Below are 17,774 nucleotides of genomic sequence, written 5' to 3'. Positions count from 1 at the left end.
GCCGAACGGCCAGGTTTTGCGGACCGCGAAATACGATAGACTCGTCGCCAGTCAATACGCCGCCCCGGCGTCTTCGTCTGTCATTCAGCCCATCGATGCGCTATTCGGTCGAAATCAGAAAGTTTCTCTACAGCCAGTACTTTTTCGGCGGCCTGCGGATCGCGGTCGGCGTGTCGCTGCCGGCCGTGCTGTGCCTGATCGTGTTTCACAACCGCGAGCTCGGCTTCACGATCTCGACGGGCGCGCTCGGCGCGTGCGTCGTCGACATGCCGGGCCCGCTGAAGTACAAGCACAACGAAATGCTCGCGTGCAGCGTGATCGGCTTCCTGGCCGCGCTCGCGACGGGCCTCGCCACGCCGAACATCTTCGGGCTGTGGCTGACGATCGTGCCGCTCACGTTCGTGCTGTCGCTGATCGTCGTCTACGGCAACCGCTGGCCGCAGATCAGCTTCGCGACGCTGTTCATGATGGTGATGACGCTCGAGGAGAAGTTCACGCCGCTGCAGGCGTTCGTCAACGCGGGCTGGATTCTCGCGGGCGGCCTCTGGTACACGTACTGGGCGACGCTCGTGTCGCAATGGCAGGCGCGCCGGATCGAACAGCAGGCGCTTGCCGAAAGCCTGTTCGCCTGCGCCGACTACCTGCTCGCGCGCGCGCAGTTCTACGATCTCGACGCCGATCTCGACGAGTGCTACCGCAACCTCGTCGCGAAGCAGATCACCGCGGTCGAAACGCAGGAAACCGCGCGCGACATCGTGCTGCGCAATCTGCCGAAGCTGCGTCGCGGCAAGCTCGATCCCGGCCGCGCGACGATGTACAACCTGTTCATCAACAGCGTCGACCTGCACGAGCTGTTCGTCGGTGCGCACACCGACTATCCGCTCGTGCGCAACACGTTCGGCGGCTCGGACCTGATCATTTTCTACCGCGACCTGATCCGCAAGGCAGCCGCCGATCTCGAGCAGATCGGCCTCGCGGTGCTCGAAAACCGCGCGCCGCATTCGCGAATCAGCGTGAAGGCCGAACTGCGCGCGATCGAGTACGAGATCGAGCTGATGCGCAAGAAGAATTTCCCGGCCAGCAATGCGGAAGCGTACGCGGCGGTGCTCGCGACGTTCCGGCGCATCTGGAGCGCGACGCGCCTGATCGACCGGATGCGCCGCAACCTGTCGGGCCATGCCGACCCGCAGCAGATGGAGCTGAAGATCGACAAGGCGCTCACGCGCTTCCTGCAGCGGCGCCGGATGTCGCCGCTGCTGATCTTCTCGAACCTGAACATGCGCTCGCCGAGCTTTCGCCACGCGCTGCGCGTGACGATCGCGGTGGCGGTCGGCTTCTGGCTCGGCCGGCTGCTGCCGCTCACGAACGCATACTGGATCGTGATGACGACCATCATCATCCTGAAGCCCGGCTACTCGCTCACCAAGCAGCGCAATGCGCAGCGTATCGTCGGCACGCTGATCGGCTGCGCGGCGAGCATCGCGCTGATCTACACGGTGAAGGAGCCGCACCTGCTGATCGCGATCATGTTCGGCTCGATGGTGATGAGCTACAGCCTGCTGCTGTTCAACTACGCGGCGAGCGTCGTGTTCACGTCGTCGTACGTGCTGCTGATGTTCCACCTGCTCGCGCCGGGCAGCATGCGGATCATCGGCGAGCGCGCGATCGACACCGTGGTCGGCTGCATGATCGCGATCGCCGCGAGCCGCCTGTTCCCGTACTGGGAATACCGGCTGATGGGCAAGCTCGTCACCGACATGCTGACGTCGACCCGCAAGTATTTCGAGGCCGTGTGGCGTGCCGGACGCGGGGCATCGCCGCCGCCCGTGCCGACCGCCGACGGCGCGGCGGTCGTGCCGGTGGTCGCCGCGGCGATCGAAGCGCCCACCACCGCCCTCGACGACGACTACCGCTACCGCCTCGCGCGCAAGGACGTGCACATCGCGTTCGCGAACCTCGGCCAGGCGTTCCAGCGGATGATGATCGAGCCGAAGGCGCACCAGCGCTTCGTGCCGGAGCTGAACGACCTGCTCGTGCAGACGCACGTGCTCGGCGCGCAGATCACCGCCGCCGCGCCGCTGATCCGCAGCGCGTGCGCGGCCGACGAGACCCTCGTCCACGACGACGCGCTACACCGCGGCCTGTCCGCCGTGCTGGAGAACCTCGAGAAGGCGGAAGCCGGCGAGCCGCCGCCGGCCGACCAGCTCGATGCGACCAAGCAGATCACGCGCGAGCTCGACGCGATGGTCGTATCCGCGGAAAAATCCGACGCGGTGGGCGCCGAGCTCACGCACGACCTGAAGGTGCTTGCGCACCAATGCAAGCAGATGCTCGCGTCGTCGTTGCTGATCCGCAAGGACGCGAGCGTGATCCGCCTGCCCGCATGACCGCATGACGCCGTTCCCGCCGCCGGCCGGCCGCGCATGCACGCAGGCCGACCGGCGGCGCTTCCCCGCTCCCGCAATACCGTTCCGAAGCATGACCCGCCCGCCCCACGCGGCCCGTGCGCGCACCGCGCGATTGGCCCACCCGCGATTCAACCGGTTGCGCCAGTCAGGGAATACCCGATTCCGGTCACATGGCCGGGCTTGTTATCATTCGTTCACATTCAAGTTGTATAGACAACTTGAGCTGACCGGGCGGGCCCTGCTCGCCCGGTCCGTCGCATAACGATATCGGAGACTCGATGAAGAACCTGCAGCGCCATCTGAGCGCACGGCACATCCGCTTTCTCGCGCTGGGCTCGGCGATCGGCACCGGGCTGTTCTACGGCTCGGCGTCCGCGATCCAGCTCGCGGGCCCGGCGGTGATCCTGGCCTACATCCTGGGCGGCGCGGCCGTCTACATGGTGATGCGCGCGCTCGGCGAGATGGCCGTGCGCGAACCCGTCGCCGGCTCGTTCGGCCACTACGCGACCGAAAACCTCGGCCCGTTCGCCGGCTTCGTCACCGGCTGGACCTACACGCTCGAAATGGTGATCGTCGCGATCGCCGACATCACCGCGTTCGGCATCTACATGAGCTTCTGGTTTCCGGATGTGCCGCAATGGATCTGGGTGCTCGGCGTCGTCGCGGTCATCTGCGGGCTGAACCTGTGCCACGTGAAGGTGTTCGGCGAGCTCGAATTCTGGCTGTCGATCATCAAGGTCGGCGCGATCGTCGCGATGATCGGCGGCGGCGTCGCGATCCTGCTGACCGGCATGCACTTCGGCCATTCGGCCGACGTGCCGACATTCGCGAACCTGTGGAACCATGGAGGCTTCTTCCCGAACGGGATCGGCGGGCTCATCGCGTCGCTGTCGGTGGTGATCTTCGCGTACGGCGGCATCGAGGTGATCGGGATGAGCGCCGGCGAGGCGAAGGATCCGGAGCGCGTGATTCCGCGCGCGATCAACGCGGTGCCCGCGCGCATCCTGCTGTTCTACGTGCTGACGATGGTCGTGTTGATGTCGATCAGCCCGTGGACCGGCGTCGGCAGTGACGGCAGCCCGTTCGTGCAGATCTTCTCGGCGCTCGGCGTGAAGTCGGCCGCGACGATCCTCAACCTCGTGGTGATCAGCGCGGCGATCTCGGCGATCAACAGCGACATCTTCGGCGCGGGCCGGATGATGTTCGGGATGGCGCGGCAGGGTCAGGCGCCGCGCGTGCTGATGACGACGTCGCGGCACGGCGTGCCGTGGGTCACGGTGCTCGTGATGGCCGGCGCGCTGCTGGTCGGCGTGGTGCTCAACTACCTGATGCCGAAGGACGTGTTCCTGGTGGTCGCCGCGATCGCGACGTTCGCGACCGTGTGGGTGTGGCTGATGATCCTGCTGTCGCAGGTCGCGATGCGCCGTCGCCTGTCGAGCGCGGAAGTCGCCGCGCTGAAGTTCAAGGTGCCGCTGTGGCCCGTCGGGCCCGCGCTGACGATCGCGTTCATGGGCTTCGTGATCGTGATGCTCGGCTGGTTCGATGACACGCGCGTCGCGCTCTACGTCGGCGCGGGATGGCTCGTGCTGCTCGCGGTCGTGTTCTACGCACGGATCCGCCCGAAGTTCGCGCCTGCGTCACGTTGACGCACGATTGACCTTTCCATGCGGCGCGCGGGGTCCGGCGCCCGCGTCTGTCCCGGCGCGACGCATTGCGTCGCCCGCCGCTCCTCCTGCTGTTCCCCACACGTCGCTTGCGCCCCAAGCCAACCGGGCCGCATCGATCAGGCCCGGCGTGCCCGCGTCAGTGCGACGCGGCGCTCGCAGCCTCGGCCGGATGGGCCTCGTCGCCCGCCGCTCCCCCTGCTGTTCCCCACACGTCGCTTGCGCGCCAAGCCAACCGGCCCGCAGCGAGCATGCCGGCCGTGCCGGCGTCAGTGCGACGCGGCGCTCGCGGCCTCGGCCGGATGGGCCTCGTCGTACGCGTGCTTCTGCGAGATCGCGTTGTACGCGATCGTCCCGATCACGAGCAGCACGGCCACGACGATCAGGATGCTCACGTTGCGGACAGGGTTCTTCTTGCGCTGATCGTTCATGGTCGGTCCGGCTCCGTCGAATTCGTTGAAGCGGGCATTCTACGCGCTTGCGCCCGCGCCGCGACGCGCCGTTACGCCCCCCTCATCCCGCCTTCCGCGCAGCTTTCCGCCACCTTTCATTTGATAATCATTCCCATTTCGATCTAGAATCCGAAATCTTTCGCTTTGTAATGTTTCGGGTCGCTCGGGCGGCAGGCACGCCCCGGAACGCCTCTTCGTCCGCCTGCCTCACCGGAGTCTCCATGTCGAATCCGCGCACCCGCCTGCTGCCGCTCGCCGGCGCCCTTGCCGTTGCCGCCGCCGCGTTCGCGCCGCTGGCCCACGCCGCCGAGGAAGTCAGCCTGTACACCACCCGCGAACCGAAGCTGATCCAGCCGCTGATCGACGCGTTCACGCAGCAGAGCGGCGTCAAGGTCAACACGGTATTCGTGAAGGACGGCCTGCTCGAGCGCGTGAAGGCGGAAGGCGCGCAGTCGCCGGCCGACGTGCTGATGACGGTCGACATCGGCAACCTGCTCGACCTCGTCGACGGCGGGCTCGCGCAGCCGGTGCGCTCGAAGGTGCTCGACGACGCGATTCCCGCGAATCTGCGCGGCGCGCAGGGCGACTGGTACGCGCTGTCGCTGCGCGATCGTGTGCTGTATGTGGAGAAGGACCTGAAGGTCGACGCGTTCCGCTACGAGGATCTCGCCGATCCGAAATGGAAGGGCAAGGTCTGCATCCGCTCGGGGCAGCATCCGTACAACACGGCGCTCGTCGCGGCGATGATCGCGCACGACGGCGAAGCCGCGACCGAAAAATGGCTGCGCGGCGTGAAGGCGAACCTCGCGCGCAAGGCGACGGGCGGCGACCGCGACGTCGCGCGCGACATTCTCGGCGGGATCTGCGACGTCGGTCTCGCCAACGCGTACTACGTCGGTCACATGAAGAACGCGGAGCCGGGCACCGATGCGCGCAAGTGGGGCGACGCGATCAAGGTCGTGCGGCCGACGTTCGCGAACGCGAAGAGCGGCGGCACGCACGTCAACATCAGCGGCGCGACGGTCGCGAAGCACGCGCCGCACAAGGCCAACGCGGTGAAGCTGCTCGAGTACCTCGTGTCGCCGCAAGCGCAGGCGCTCTATGCGCAGGCGAACTACGAATACCCGGTGCGCGCGAACGTGAAGCTCGATCCGGTGATCGCGAGCTTCGGCACGCTGAAGATCGACCCGCTGCCGCTGACCGACATCGCGAAGCATCGCAAGGCGGCCAGCCAGCTCGTCGACAAGGTCGGCTTTGACAACTGACGCATCGTTCGTCCGCGCGCGCCGCCGGTCGTTGCGTTCGCGCGCGGGCAGCGTCTGGCTCGGCGCGGCCGTCGCGATCGCCGCGGCGGTCGCGGCACCGCTCGCGGTGCTGGTTGCCGCCGCGTTCGGCGCCGATCTCGCGCACTGGAAGCATCTCGGCGCGTTCGTGCTGCCGCAGGCACTCGCCAATACGCTGCTGCTGCTCGCGGGCGTCGGCGCGATCGTCACGGTGGTCGGTACCGGCTGCGCATGGCTCGTCACCGCGTACGACTTTCCCGGCCGCCGGATACTGACCTGGGCGCTGCTGCTGCCGCTCGCGGTGCCCACCTATATCGTCGCGTTCGCGTATCTCGACCTGCTCCACCCGATCGGCCCCGTGCAGGGCGCGATCCGCTGGCTGCTCGGCTTCGACAGCCCGCGCCAGTTCCGCCTGCCCGACCTGCGCTCGCTGCCCGGTGCGATCTTCGTGCTCGGCTTCGTGCTGTATCCGTACGTGTACCTGAGCACCCGCGCGATGTTCGTCACGCAGTCCGCGAGCCTGCTCGAAGCCGCGCGCACGCTCGGCGCGGGACGTATCGCGACATTCTGGCGCGTCGTCGTGCCGCTCGCGCGGCCCGCGATCGCCGTCGGCGTGAGCCTCGCGCTGCTCGAAACGCTGAACGACATCGGCGCGTCGGAATTCCTCGGCGTGCAGACGCTGACCGTATCGGTCTACACGACGTGGATCACGCGCTCCGATCTCGCCGGCGCCGCGCAGATCGCGCTCGCGATGCTCGCGATCGTCGTCGGCATGATCGTGCTCGAACGCTATGGGCGACGCCGCCAGCGCTACGCGCACGGCCGGCGCATGCGTCCGCTCGCGCCGCGCAAGCTGACCGGCGCGGCCGCGTGGAGCGCCGCCGTGGCCGGCTGGCTGCCGGTGCTCATCGGCTTCGGCGCGCCGGCCGCGTATCTCGCGGTCGAGACCGGCAAGCGGCTGCATCTCGTCGGCGGCGTGTCGGCGCAATTGCTGACCGGGCTCGCGAACACGCTGACGATCGCCGCCGCCGCGACCGTCACCACCCTTGCCTGCGGGCTCGTCGTCGCATGGGCGGCACGCGCGCGGCGCGACAGCGCACCTGCGGGGCCGGCCCGCGTGTGTGCACGCATCGCGAGCCTCGGTTACGCGGTGCCGGGCACCGTGCTCGCGATCGGCCTGCTGATCCCGTTCGCCGCGGCCGACCGGCTGCTCGGCGCGGCGCTCGGCCGCGACGGGCTGCTGCTGATGGGTTCGGCGGCCGCGCTCGTGATCGCGTACACCGTGCGCTTTCTCGCGATCTCGACCGGCAGCATCGAAGCGGGCCTCGCGCGCATTCCGCCGTCGCTCGAACAGGCCGCGCGCTCGCTCGGCGAGACGGCCGGCGGCACGCTGCGCCGCGTGCACCTGCCGCTGCTGCGCCCCGCGCTCACGACGAGCGCCCTGCTCGTCTTCGTCGACGCGATGAAGGAGCTGCCGGCAACCCTGCTGCTGCGCCCGCTGAATTTCGACACGCTCGCGACCTGGCTGTATGCGGAAGCCGCGCGCGGCACCTATGAGGAAGGCGCGGTCGCCGCGCTCGCGATCGTGCTGGCCGGGCTCGTGCCCGTGATCCTGCTCGCGCGCACCCGTCACAAGATCGGAGCCTGATATCGTGAACCTGCTCGAACTCGACGACCTCTGCGTCGCCTACGACACGCCGCACGGCCGCCGCACGGTGGTCGACGGGCTGAGCCTCGCGCTGCCGCGCGGCGACATCGGCTGCCTGCTCGGCGCATCGGGCTGCGGCAAGACCACCGTGCTGCGCGCGATCGCGGGCTTCGAGCCCGTGCGCATGGGGCGCATCGTGCTGGACGGCACGCCCGTCGCGGCGCCGTCGCTCGACGTGCCGCCCGAGCGGCGGCGCATCGGGATGATGTTCCAGGACTATGCGCTGTTCCCGCACCTGAGCGCGGCCGACAACGTCGCGTTCGGCTTGCGGCGCATGCCGAAGGCCGAGCGGCGCACCCGCGTCGCGGACATGCTCGAACTCGTCGGTCTCGCCGATGCGGGCAGCGCGTATCCGCACGAACTGTCGGGCGGCCAGCAGCAGCGCGTCGCGCTCGCCCGCGCGCTTGCGCCGTCGCCGGAGCTGCTGCTGCTCGACGAGCCGTTCTCGAATCTCGACGTCGATACGCGCGAGCGGCTCGCGTTCGAGCTGCGCGACATCCTGAAACGCACGGGTCATACCGCGGTTCTCGTCACGCACAACCAGGCGGAAGCGTTCGCGATCGCCGACCGGATCGGCGTGATGAAGGATGGCCGGCTCGCGCAATGGGACACGCCGTACGCGTTGCACCATCATCCGGCCAGCGCGTTCGTCGCGGAGTTCGTGCGCAGCGACGCGCTGGCGGACGAACGCGCCCGGGCGCTGGCGCGCGGCCGCTGAGCGCGATGACGAGGGCGGCGCGCTCCGTCCGAGCCGCCGTACCGCGCTACGCCGGCTCGGACAGATCGCGCACCGGCAGCGCGGTCGAATACTTGATCTGCTCCATCGCGAACGACGAGCTCACGTCGAACAGCGGCACCGCGCGGATCAGCTGCTTGTACACGCGATCGTAATCGTCGATGCCGGCCACCACGACCCGCAGCAGATAGTCGGTCTCGCCGCTCATCCGGTACACCTCGACGACTTCCGGCATGTCGCGCACGGCCTGCGTGAAACGCTGCGCCCACTCCTCGGTGTGCTGGTTCGTTCGAATCGCGACGAACACGGTCGTGCCGACCCCGAGCTTGCGTGGATCGCACAGCGCGACCTGCGCGCGGATCGCGCCGGTTTCCTTGAGCCGCTGCACGCGCTTCCAGCAGGGCGTCTGCGACAGGTTCACGCGCTGCGCGAGTTCCGCGATCGGCAATGTGGCATCTGCCTGCAACAGCTCCAGCAGCTTGCGATCGATGGCATCCATTTCCCCAGTCCTTCGTAGATAGAAATTTTTTCTATACATCGTGCATGACGGGGAACGATATGGAAACCGCTGCGCGGCGTCGACCGGGATAAATACCAATCAGCTGGGGATACGCCGCGATGCGAGGAATCACGCGCGCGCCGGCCTGTCGATGAGCGGCACCCCAAAACGAAACAGGCGATCCCGCCCGTCGAGGTGGAATCGCCTGAAGTTCGTTGCGACCGCGTGGGCTGCCGGGCGCTTACGAATGCGCACGGACGCTCACGGAGAATGCGCCACGCGCGCGCCGCCTCGCCGTGATCTCGCGATATCGCTCAATACGCGACCGTCGCGATCTCGCGCACGAAGCTGTCTTGCTCGAGCGCATCGACGAACGCGACCGCGTAGTCTTCCGCCGAGATCTGGCTGTTGCCCTGCGCGTCCACGATCAGCTTGCCGACGCCGGTGCGGAACGTGCCCGTGCACTCGCCCGGCGCGATCATGGCGGCCGGCGCGAAGAACGTCCAGTCGAGATCACCGACCGTCTGCAGATAGTCGAGCGCATCGCGGTGCGCGAGCGCGACCGCCTTGTACGCATCCGGGAAGCCTTCGGTGTCGACCAGTTGCTTGCCCGGCGCAACTTCGAGCGAACCGGCGCCGCCCACCACCACGAGCCGCTTCAGGCCTGCCTGACGCGTGCCGGCCACTAGCGCCTTTGCCGCCGCGACGACCTTCGCGGCATCGTCCTGCTTCGGACCGTACGCGCTCGCGACGACGTCGTGACCCGGCAGCGCGGCCGCGATGCTCGCCGCATCGAACAGGTCGGCCCCCTTCGCGACGACGCCGTCGGCGGACGCGCCCGGGTGGCGCGACAGCGCGGTCACGCGATGGCCGCGGCGCGCGGCTTCGGCGGCGATGCGCGAACCGATCATCCCGGTGGCGCCAAACAGTGCGATGTTCAGGGTACGTTGCGTCATGTCGATTCTCCAGAAAGAAAAAGTAACTAAAGTGATTACATATAAGACCGAAAAAAAACGGAGCGGAACTCCGTCGTGCCGGCCGCCGCGCGTGCGCGTCGCCCAGCCTCCTGCCCTGCATCATCCATCGCCACCGCTTAGCCGCCGGCGCTTCCCGCGGGCCGACTGCGATGCTCCGATTCGAGCACGTCGGCCGTGACGTCCGCGAGGGTGCGCGTGGCAAGCGATGCTTCCATCGCGCGCTGCGCGTCGCCGATGTAGTCGATCAGCACGCCCTGGATGTGCCGCCCGACGAGACACGCGGGATTCGGCGCCTCGCGATGCAGTGCGAACAACTGCGCATCGTCGACCGCACGATACACGTCAAGCAGCGTGATCTTGCCCGGCTCGCGCGCCAGCAGCGCGCCGCCGCCCGCGCCGAGTTGCGACGTGGTCAGCCCGGCAGCCGCCAGCATCGACAGCAGACGGCGAATCAGCGCCGGATTCGTGTTCACGCTGCCCGCGATGATGTCGGACGACAGCGGCGCGCCTTCCTGCATCGACAGCAAGGCAAGCACGTGAACGGCAAACGCGAACCGGCTGCTGGTATTCATTGCTCACTCATCTGACGACGCCGGCCCGAACGGCAGCCGGCGACAATATGTAACCACTATAATTACATTTCGCGAATTGCGCAAGTGCCGGGTTACTCGCCGCTGGCAGGCTTCGCGCCGGACGCATTCTGCTGGCTCCACTGCTGCAGCTTCTTGCCGGCTTCCGCCATTTTCGCGCCCGCTTCGGACGCCGCATGCGCGACGACCGCGGAAGCGGCCGCGTCGAGCTGCGCCTGCGCGGCCGACGCGAGACCGCTCGCGGACAGCGGCGGCACGGCCGAGGCCGCGCTCGCGATGCCGGCCTTCGCGGCATTGAGCTGCCGGTTGACGGTGCTCGCCACCTGGTCGAGCGCCTTGGCCGCGCTGTTGGCAGCATCGGTGGCCGCGCTTGCGGCCGTATCGGCTTGCTGGGCCGGCGTGCCGGACTTCTCGCAGCCTGCGAGCAACAGCAGAGCACCGACGGCCGCGGCCGCCAGCACGAACCCGGGCGCGCGACGCGCCCGCGAAGTCTTCATCTTCATCAGCAATCTCCGGCCGTGCGCCGCACGGCCTGAATGGTTGGACCGATGCCGATGATACCGCTTGTGGAACAGGGCCACTGACCACTCCCGCTTAAAAATGCCTTTCAATTTCGGACTCGTCTGATTCAATCGCACACGCGCCGACACTAAAGTGGGCAGCCTTCCATCCGCTCCGTCCGCTTCCCGCTTCTCCATGGCTTTCCTCATTGACTGGTTCATCGCGCTGGCCGCCGTGCTCGCCGCCACCCTGTTCCTGTGTCTTCGCCCGCCGTCCGCGACGCGCCTGCGTGCCGTCGGGCGTGCGCGCCGGGTGGCGTGCGCGCGCCTGCTCGTTCAAGCGGTGATCGGCTTCTGGACGGCTGCGCTGATCGTCGCGCAAGGCATCCTCGGCCCCGACGGCGACGGCCAGTCGCACGCGGGCGTCGCCGCGCTCACGTTCGCGGCACTCGGGCTCGCGGCCGTCGCCGCCTACTGGTGCGCATGCGCGCTGCGGCTGCGGCGGCCACGGACGCTGTTCGCGCGTCGCTGACGCGCCAGACCGGTGCATCGCGGCACATCACGCCGCCCCCGCGCCGCGCGTTGCACGCACCAGTTGCGCACGTTTCGCACCACACACGTGCATCGGGTGCGCTCCTTTCGCCGGCATCCAACCCGCCCCGCGACCGTGCATGCTTCACCGGAATGCCGCACCGCGCGGCCTTTCGCACCATTTGCACGCAGTAATTCACCAAGTTGGCTCGATACTTGCATTCCTCGCGCATTTTTTGCGCAAGGAAGCCACGGCATGGATGGTCTGAAATCCGGCGTCGATACATTGTTCCTGTTGATCGGCGCCGTCATGGTGCTCGCGATGCACGCGGGCTTTGCATTCCTCGAGCTCGGCACGGTCCGCAAGAAGAACCAGGTCAACGCGCTCGTGAAGATCCTGGTCGACTTCTCGGTGTCGACGCTCGCGTACTTCTTCATCGGCTACACGATCGCGTACGGCGTCGAGTTCTTCGACGACATCGGCACGCTGTCGCAGCACAACGGCTACGTGCTCGTGCGCTTCTTCTTCCTGCTGACGTTCGCGGCGGCCATCCCCGCGATCGTGTCCGGCGGCATCGCGGAGCGCGCGAAATTCAATCCGCAGCTCGTCGCGACGCTGATCATCGTCGGCTTCATCTACCCGTTCTTCGAAGGGATCGCATGGAACGACCGCTTCGGCGTGCAGGACTGGCTCACGCATGCGTTCGGCGCGCCGTTCCACGATTTCGCGGGCTCGGTCGTCGTGCACGGATTCGGCGGCTGGGTCGCGCTGCCGGCCGTGCTGCTGCTCGGCGCACGCCACGGCCGCTATGCGAAGGACGGCCGGATCGCCGCGCATCCGCCGTCGAACATTCCGTTCCTCGCGCTCGGCGCGTGGGTGCTCGCGGTCGGCTGGTTCGGCTTCAACGTGATGAGCGCGCAGACGCTCGACAAGATCAGCGGCCTCGTCGCCGTGAACTCGCTGATGGCGATGGTCGGCGGCACGCTCGCCGCGTGGATGGCCGGCCGCAACGATCCGGGCTTCACGTACAACGGCCCGCTCGCGGGCCTCGTCGCGGTCTGCGCGGGCTCCGACGTGATGCACCCGATCGGTGCGCTCGTCACGGGTGCCGCGGCAGGCGCGATATTCGTCGCGATGTTCACCTGCGTGCAGAACAAGTGGCGCATCGACGACGTGCTCGGCGTATGGCCGCTGCACGGGCTGTGCGGCGCGCTCGGCGGCGTCGCGGCCGGGGTGTTCGGCCAGCCCGTGTTCGGTGGCCTCGGCGGCGTGTCGTTCGTGTCGCAGCTCATCGGCACGCTCGGCGGCATCGCGATCGCCACCGCGGGCGGCACGCTCGTGTATGGCGCGCTGAAGGCGACGGTCGGGCTGCGCCTCGATCGCGAAGCCGAATTCGACGGCGCCGACCTGTCGATCCACCGCATCTCGGCGACGCCCGAGCGCGATTGAACACCATCAAGCACGAAAGCGGCGTCCGCCAGCCCACCTGACGGACGCCCGGTGCATCATTACGTTTTCGATTCAAAAAACTTTCATCTAGCATCCCTACACTTCGGTCCAGTTTTCAACTTGCCTTCGCCTTGCTTGCTGCGTGCCTGCTTCGCGACGGCCATTCTTCCAACATCTGAAACTGGACTCCACATGCCCGCGTTGCCCAATGCTTCCCGTCGTCAGGCCCTGAAGATCCTCGCCGGCGCGCCCATGCTGCCCCTCTCCGGCCTCGCGCTGCCGGCTCTCCTGACCGGTTGCGGTGGCGACGACAATCCGACGGCGACGCCGGCCGCCGCCGCATACACGTCGGCGGCGTTCTCGGCGATGGCCGCGCCCTCGCTCGACAACGCGGCCGCGATGGCCACGACGACGGTCGGCTCGACGCTGTCGGTGTCGTTCTCGGACGGCTCGTCGCGCAACTTCAAGCTGGCGTACCGGCCGTTCTTCGTGACGGGCGACATGGTGCCGGACGGCAAGGGCGGCACGACGCTCGCGGGCGGCTACTACGACATCAACAACCAGCCGATCATCGACCGCTCGGTGGCCGGCAAGGAGCGCCAGTTCTATTCGGACTGCCCGGACGGCAGCTCGCTGCTGACGCTGAAGAACGCGAACGTCGCCGGCGTGAAGGGCAACACGGTGTTCGCGGTCGTGCAGTTCGAATACACGACGCGCGACCAGGCGAGCGCATCGCAGTACGGCCAGCTGCCGTCGCCGATCGCGGTGATCACGCTCGATCAGGATCCGTCCAGCGGCGCGCTGAAGGTCGTCAAGTACCACAACGTCGACACGTCGAGCGCGCACGGCCTGTGGATCACCTGCGGCGCGAGCCTGTCGCCGTGGGGCACGCACCTGTCGAGCGAGGAATACGAGCCGGACGCGACGAAGGCCGCAACCGATACGCAGTTCAAGGCATTCAGCAAGAACACGTTCGGCGACGAGACGAAGGCGAACCCCTATCACTACGGCCACCTGCCCGAGATCACGGTGAACCCGGACGGCACCGGCACGGTGAAGAAGCACTATTGCCTCGGCCGCATCTCGCACGAGCTGATCCAGGTGATGCCGGACCAGCGCACCGTGATGATGGGTGACGACGCCACCAACGGCGGCCTGTTCATGTTCGTCGCCGACAAGGCGGCCGACCTGTCGGCCGGCACGCTGTACGTCGCGAAGTGGACGCAGACGTCGTCCGCCGGCGCCGGCAGCGCGACGCTGACGTGGATCAGGATCGGCCACGCGACGAGCAGCGAGATCGAGACGCTCGCGAACACGCTGAAGGCGTCGGACATCATGGACCTGACGACGACCGACCCGAGCGACGCGAGCTACACGAAGATCCACTTCGGCGGCAAGTTCAACTGGATGCGCGTGAAGCCGGGGATGGAAAAGGCGGCCGCGTTCCTCGAGACGCACCGCTATGCGGCGCTGATCGGCGGCAGCATGGCGTTCACGAAGCTCGAAGGCACGACGGTGAACGCGAAGGACAAGATCGTCTACACGGCGATGTCGCGCATCGAGACGTCGATGGTCAAGGGCAACGCGGTGTCGCGCGACGTCGCGGTGGACAAGAAGATCGCCGCGGGCGCCGTCTATGCGCTGAACCTGAAGGCCGGCCAGCGCGACACGTCGGGCGGCGCGATCGACAGCGAATGGGTGCCGGTCGACATGGGCGCGCCGGCGGCGCTCGTCGGCGAGGACCTCGCCGCGGCCGACGCGCTCGGCAACCTCGCGAATCCGGACAAGATCGCGAACCCCGACAACCTGAAGTTCTCGGAAAAGCTGCGCACGCTCTTCATCGGCGAAGACTCGGGCATGCACGTCAACAACTTCCTGTGGGCGTACAACGTCGACACGAAGTCGCTCGCGCGCGTGCTGTCGTGCCCGGCCGGCGCCGAATCGACGGGCCTGCACGCGGTCGACGAGATCAACGGCTGGACCTACGTCATGAGCAACTTCCAGCACGTGGGCGACTGGGAGACGCCGCTGCACGACAAGGTCAAGTCGACGCTCGACCCGCTCGTGCGCGCGAACTACAAGGACCGCTTCGGCGCCTGCGTCGGCTACCTGACGGCCGAGCCGACCAGCATCAAGCTCGCGAAGGCCTGAGCGGCCGGGGGATTCCTGCCGGACGCCCGTGGCCGGGCGTCCCTCTCTTCATCACGTTTCATTCGTCGGCGCTCCACGCCGGTTCATGCGCGATGCCCAGTGCGGGCGTCGCGCTTTTTTTTGCGCGCACGCCGCACTGACGCCACTCGCCGCACTGCTCGCATCGGGCATTGGAGGTCGCCCTCCTCCCAGGAACACCTTCATCGTCATTCAGAACAATTCATGCGACTGGCCATGTTGCTTCGCCTATGCTCGGACAGCACTCGCGCGCACGTCGCTCCGATGGCGCGTCGTCCGAACCGAAACAGGAACCGACACATGTCCACCACCACGCCTTCGATCGTTCACCACACCGTCACTGCGAACGGAATTCGACAACATTTCATCGACGCGGGCAGCGGGCCTGTCGTGGTCCTGCTGCACGGTTTCCCGGAAACCAGCTTCGCATGGCGCTTCCAGATTCCCGTCCTGGCACAACGCTACCGCGTCATCGTGCCCGACCTGCGCGGCTACGGCGAAACCGACAAGCCGGCCGCCGGGTACGACAAACGCAACATGGCCCGCGATCTCGTCGCATTGCTCGACACGCTTGGCATCGGCCGAATCGCGCTGGTCGGGCACGATCGCGGCGCACGCGTCGCGACACGCTTCGCGAAGGACTTCCCCGAGCGCCTCGAGCGCCTTGTCGTGATGGACAACGTGCCGACCCGCATCGTCGCGCAGAACATGACAGCCCAGACGGCACGCGCGTACTGGTTCTTCCTGTTTCATCAGGTAGCGGACCTGCCCGAAGCACTGATCGCCGGCAAGGAAGCCGAGTGGCTCAGCTACTTCTTCTCCGACTGGTGCTACAACCCGCACGCCATTTCCGGCGAGGCGTTCGACACGTATGTCCGGGCCTATCGTCGTCCCGGCGCCGTCCGTGGCGCACTCGCCGACTACCGCGCGAACGCGGAAGACGTCCAACAGGATCTCGCCGACGCCGATGTGAAGATCGCATGCCCGACCATGGCGATCTGGGGTGAGGATTTCTACGCGGTCGGCAAGATGTTCGACATGAAATCCGTCTGGGAAAGCATGGCGACACATCTTCGGGCCGAGCCCATCGCGCAATGCGGCCACCTTCCGCAGGAAGAACAGCCGGAACGCGTCAACGCGCTGCTGCTCGATTTCCTGAAGAGCTGGGAAGGTTGAATCCGCGGCGCACCGGCATCGACGCAGCAGGGAATCGGACGCGCGGCACGCGCGATCCACTGGTTGACAGGAGCACTTCATGAACGACGTATCGACGCCGCGGGCACTCGTGATCGGGGGATCGGTAGGCGGACTCTTCACGGCAACTGCGCTGCGTGCGGCAGGATGGCACGTCAGCGTGTTCGAACAGTCGCCGAGCGAGCTCGATAGCCGCGGCGGAGGCATCGTCCTGCAGCCGCCGATCGTCCGCGCGTTCGCATTCGGCGGCGTACCGATGCCGGGCGATACCGGCGTGGATTCGAGCGAGCGGATCTATCTCGACGAGGGTGACCGGGTCGTGCAGCAAATGCGCATGCCGCAAACCCAGACTGCGTGGAATGTGATCTATACGGCGCTGAAGCGCGCGCTGCCAGCGGGCGTCGTCCATGCAGGCGAGACGTTCGAGCGACTCGATTCCGATGGCGCGCGCGTCACCGCGCATTTCGCGAGCGGCCGCGTAGAACACGCGGATCTGCTCGTCGGCGCGGATGGCGGGCGCTCCGGCGTGCGCGCGCAACTGCTGCCCGATTCGCAACCCACCTATGCGGGCTACGTTGCGTGGCGCGGGCTCGTCGACGAACATGACCTGCCCGATCAGGTACTTCGCGTGCTGCGCAACCGCTTTACGTTTCAGCAGGGTGACGCACATCTGTTCCTGACCTACCTGGTGCCAGGCCGCGACGGCACCGTCGAGCCCGGCAAACGGCGCGTGAACTGGGTGTGGTACCGGCGTCTGTCGTACGACAAGCTACCTGAACTGTTTCTTTCCCGGGACGGCACACAGCGAGACGGATCGCTGCCGCCCGGTGCAATGCGCGACGACTATCGGTCGGAACTCGTCGACGCGGCCCGCAACCTGCTCGCGCCGACGCTCGCCGCGCTCGTCGACGCAACGCACGCGCCGTTCGCACAGTCAATTCGGGATCTTGTCGTCGAGCGAATGGTGTTCGGCCGCGCGGTACTGCTGGGCGACGCGGCTTGCCTTGTCCGCCCACATACCGCGGCCGGCGTGGCAAAGGCGGCGGACAATGCGGTTGGACTCGCCGAAGCGATGCAGGCTTTCGCGCGCGGCACGGCGTTCGACGCCGCACTGTCGCGTTGGGAACGCGATCAGCAGAAGATCAACGCTTCGCTATCGGCGCTCGGTATTTCACTGGGCACGCGCATCATGGGATCGACGTGACCACCCAGATAGCGCCGAGGCAGTCGAACCACCGCGCATCACGTTGATGAGGAAATAGCGCTCCAGATCGGGCGCCGAACAACAACCTTCGGCAATGCGGCATACTTTGACGTTTTTGAAACCGCTCTTGCTAGCTGCTGCAAACTTTGTTGCGCGCCGAAAACGGGCAAAAAAAAGCGCCACGGAAACCGTGGCGCTAAAAAAGTTCTAGCCATTCCGAGGGCCGTGCTAGAACCTGAGAGACTGCGCGAAACACCGTTGCCGGTTAAACTCCTGAAACGATGTTTCGAAAACGTGAGACATTCTTTCCGTTTCCGCCCGACAAGTCAAGCGGTATTTGCACCGGCTCCTGCACTTTCCGGCAATGGTCATTTGAGAACTTTCCTAATAAACCAAGGGTGAACCCGTA

The 17,774-nt window shown here is 67.0% G+C and carries 15 protein-coding genes; 10 read left to right on the top strand and 5 right to left on the bottom strand.

Annotation, left to right across the window (positions count from 1 at the left end):
- The first annotated feature begins 95 nt into the window (after positions 1 to 95).
- A complete protein-coding gene (locus BAMB_RS05575; protein ID WP_011656431.1) occupies positions 96 to 2,387 on the top strand; it encodes an FUSC family protein in 2,292 nt (763 codons plus the stop codon).
- 299 nt (positions 2,388 to 2,686) lie between these two features.
- Positions 2,687 to 4,054 (top strand): amino acid permease, encoded by a 1,368-nt coding sequence (locus tag BAMB_RS05570; protein WP_011656430.1) that lies wholly within the window; start codon positions 2,687 to 2,689, stop codon positions 4,052 to 4,054.
- 287 nt (positions 4,055 to 4,341) lie between these two features.
- On the opposite strand, the gene BAMB_RS34840 is transcribed toward BAMB_RS05570, so the two are convergent.
- Positions 4,342 to 4,503, bottom strand: coding sequence for a hypothetical protein (locus BAMB_RS34840; protein ID WP_006754390.1), 162 nt, complete (start codon positions 4,501 to 4,503; stop codon positions 4,342 to 4,344).
- A 242-nt stretch (positions 4,504 to 4,745) separates the two neighbouring features.
- On the opposite strand from BAMB_RS34840, the gene BAMB_RS05565 reads away from it, so the two are divergent.
- Genes BAMB_RS05565 through BAMB_RS05555 form a run of 3 tightly spaced genes read left to right on the top strand, consistent with a single transcriptional unit; the run spans position 4,746 to position 8,233 of the window.
- On the top strand, positions 4,746 to 5,789 hold the full coding sequence (locus BAMB_RS05565) for a Fe(3+) ABC transporter substrate-binding protein (RefSeq protein WP_011656429.1): 1,044 nt from the start codon (positions 4,746 to 4,748) through the stop codon (positions 5,787 to 5,789).
- Positions 5,779 to 7,455, top strand: a complete 1,677-nt coding sequence (locus BAMB_RS05560; RefSeq protein ID WP_011656428.1) for an ABC transporter permease — start codon at positions 5,779 to 5,781, stop codon at positions 7,453 to 7,455. Before BAMB_RS05565 ends, BAMB_RS05560 begins: the two co-directional genes overlap by 11 nt.
- Before the next feature lie 4 nt (positions 7,456 to 7,459).
- A complete protein-coding gene (locus BAMB_RS05555) occupies positions 7,460 to 8,233 on the top strand; it encodes an ABC transporter ATP-binding protein (RefSeq protein WP_011656427.1) in 774 nt (257 codons plus the stop codon).
- A gap of 46 nt (positions 8,234 to 8,279) precedes the next feature.
- Here the strand turns inward: BAMB_RS05555 and BAMB_RS05550 are convergent, their stop codons facing one another.
- From BAMB_RS05550 to BAMB_RS05535, 4 genes are all read right to left on the bottom strand, one after another.
- Positions 8,280 to 8,750 (bottom strand): Lrp/AsnC family transcriptional regulator, encoded by a 471-nt coding sequence (locus BAMB_RS05550; RefSeq protein ID WP_006754321.1) that lies wholly within the window; start codon positions 8,748 to 8,750, stop codon positions 8,280 to 8,282.
- Positions 8,751 to 9,064: 314 nt separating this feature from the next.
- Positions 9,065 to 9,706 carry an NAD(P)-dependent oxidoreductase gene (locus BAMB_RS05545; protein ID WP_011656426.1) on the bottom strand — a complete coding sequence of 214 codons (642 nt, stop codon included), beginning with the start codon at positions 9,704 to 9,706 and terminating at the stop codon, positions 9,065 to 9,067.
- A 137-nt stretch (positions 9,707 to 9,843) separates the two neighbouring features.
- The gene (locus BAMB_RS05540) at positions 9,844 to 10,299 is read right to left on the bottom strand and encodes an Rrf2 family transcriptional regulator (protein WP_011656425.1); all 456 of its coding nucleotides are present in this window, start codon (positions 10,297 to 10,299) and stop codon (positions 9,844 to 9,846) included.
- Positions 10,300 to 10,391: 92 nt separating this feature from the next.
- Positions 10,392 to 10,820 carry a BCAL1086 family glycoprotein gene (locus tag BAMB_RS05535; protein WP_011656424.1) on the bottom strand — a complete coding sequence of 143 codons (429 nt, stop codon included), beginning with the start codon at positions 10,818 to 10,820 and terminating at the stop codon, positions 10,392 to 10,394.
- A 193-nt stretch (positions 10,821 to 11,013) separates the two neighbouring features.
- Here BAMB_RS05535 and BAMB_RS05530 point away from each other — a divergent pair, with 193 nt between their 5' ends.
- The 5 genes from BAMB_RS05530 to BAMB_RS05510 all read left to right on the top strand — a co-directional run bounded on the left by BAMB_RS05530 (position 11,014) and on the right by BAMB_RS05510 (position 17,365).
- Positions 11,014 to 11,349 (top strand): hypothetical protein, encoded by a 336-nt coding sequence (locus BAMB_RS05530; RefSeq protein ID WP_011656423.1) that lies wholly within the window; start codon positions 11,014 to 11,016, stop codon positions 11,347 to 11,349.
- A gap of 255 nt (positions 11,350 to 11,604) precedes the next feature.
- Positions 11,605 to 12,798: an ammonium transporter gene (locus BAMB_RS05525; RefSeq protein ID WP_011656422.1), complete on the top strand. Its 1,194-nt coding sequence runs from the start codon at positions 11,605 to 11,607 to the stop codon at positions 12,796 to 12,798.
- 192 nt (positions 12,799 to 12,990) lie between these two features.
- On the top strand, positions 12,991 to 14,949 hold the full coding sequence (locus tag BAMB_RS05520) for a PhoX family protein (protein WP_011656421.1): 1,959 nt from the start codon (positions 12,991 to 12,993) through the stop codon (positions 14,947 to 14,949).
- A 318-nt stretch (positions 14,950 to 15,267) separates the two neighbouring features.
- A complete protein-coding gene (locus BAMB_RS05515) occupies positions 15,268 to 16,143 on the top strand; it encodes an alpha/beta fold hydrolase (protein ID WP_011656420.1) in 876 nt (291 codons plus the stop codon).
- A 79-nt stretch (positions 16,144 to 16,222) separates the two neighbouring features.
- A complete protein-coding gene (locus tag BAMB_RS05510) occupies positions 16,223 to 17,365 on the top strand; it encodes an FAD binding domain-containing protein (RefSeq protein ID WP_011656419.1) in 1,143 nt (380 codons plus the stop codon).
- Positions 17,366 to 17,774: the final 409 nt, after the last annotated feature.

The sequence above is a fragment of the Burkholderia ambifaria AMMD genome (assembly GCF_000203915.1).
In the GTDB taxonomy this organism is placed as follows: Bacteria; Pseudomonadota; Gammaproteobacteria; order Burkholderiales; family Burkholderiaceae; genus Burkholderia; species Burkholderia ambifaria.
The sequence above is the reverse complement of the archived record's forward strand: the minus strand, read 5'-3'. Positions and strand labels throughout refer to the sequence as shown.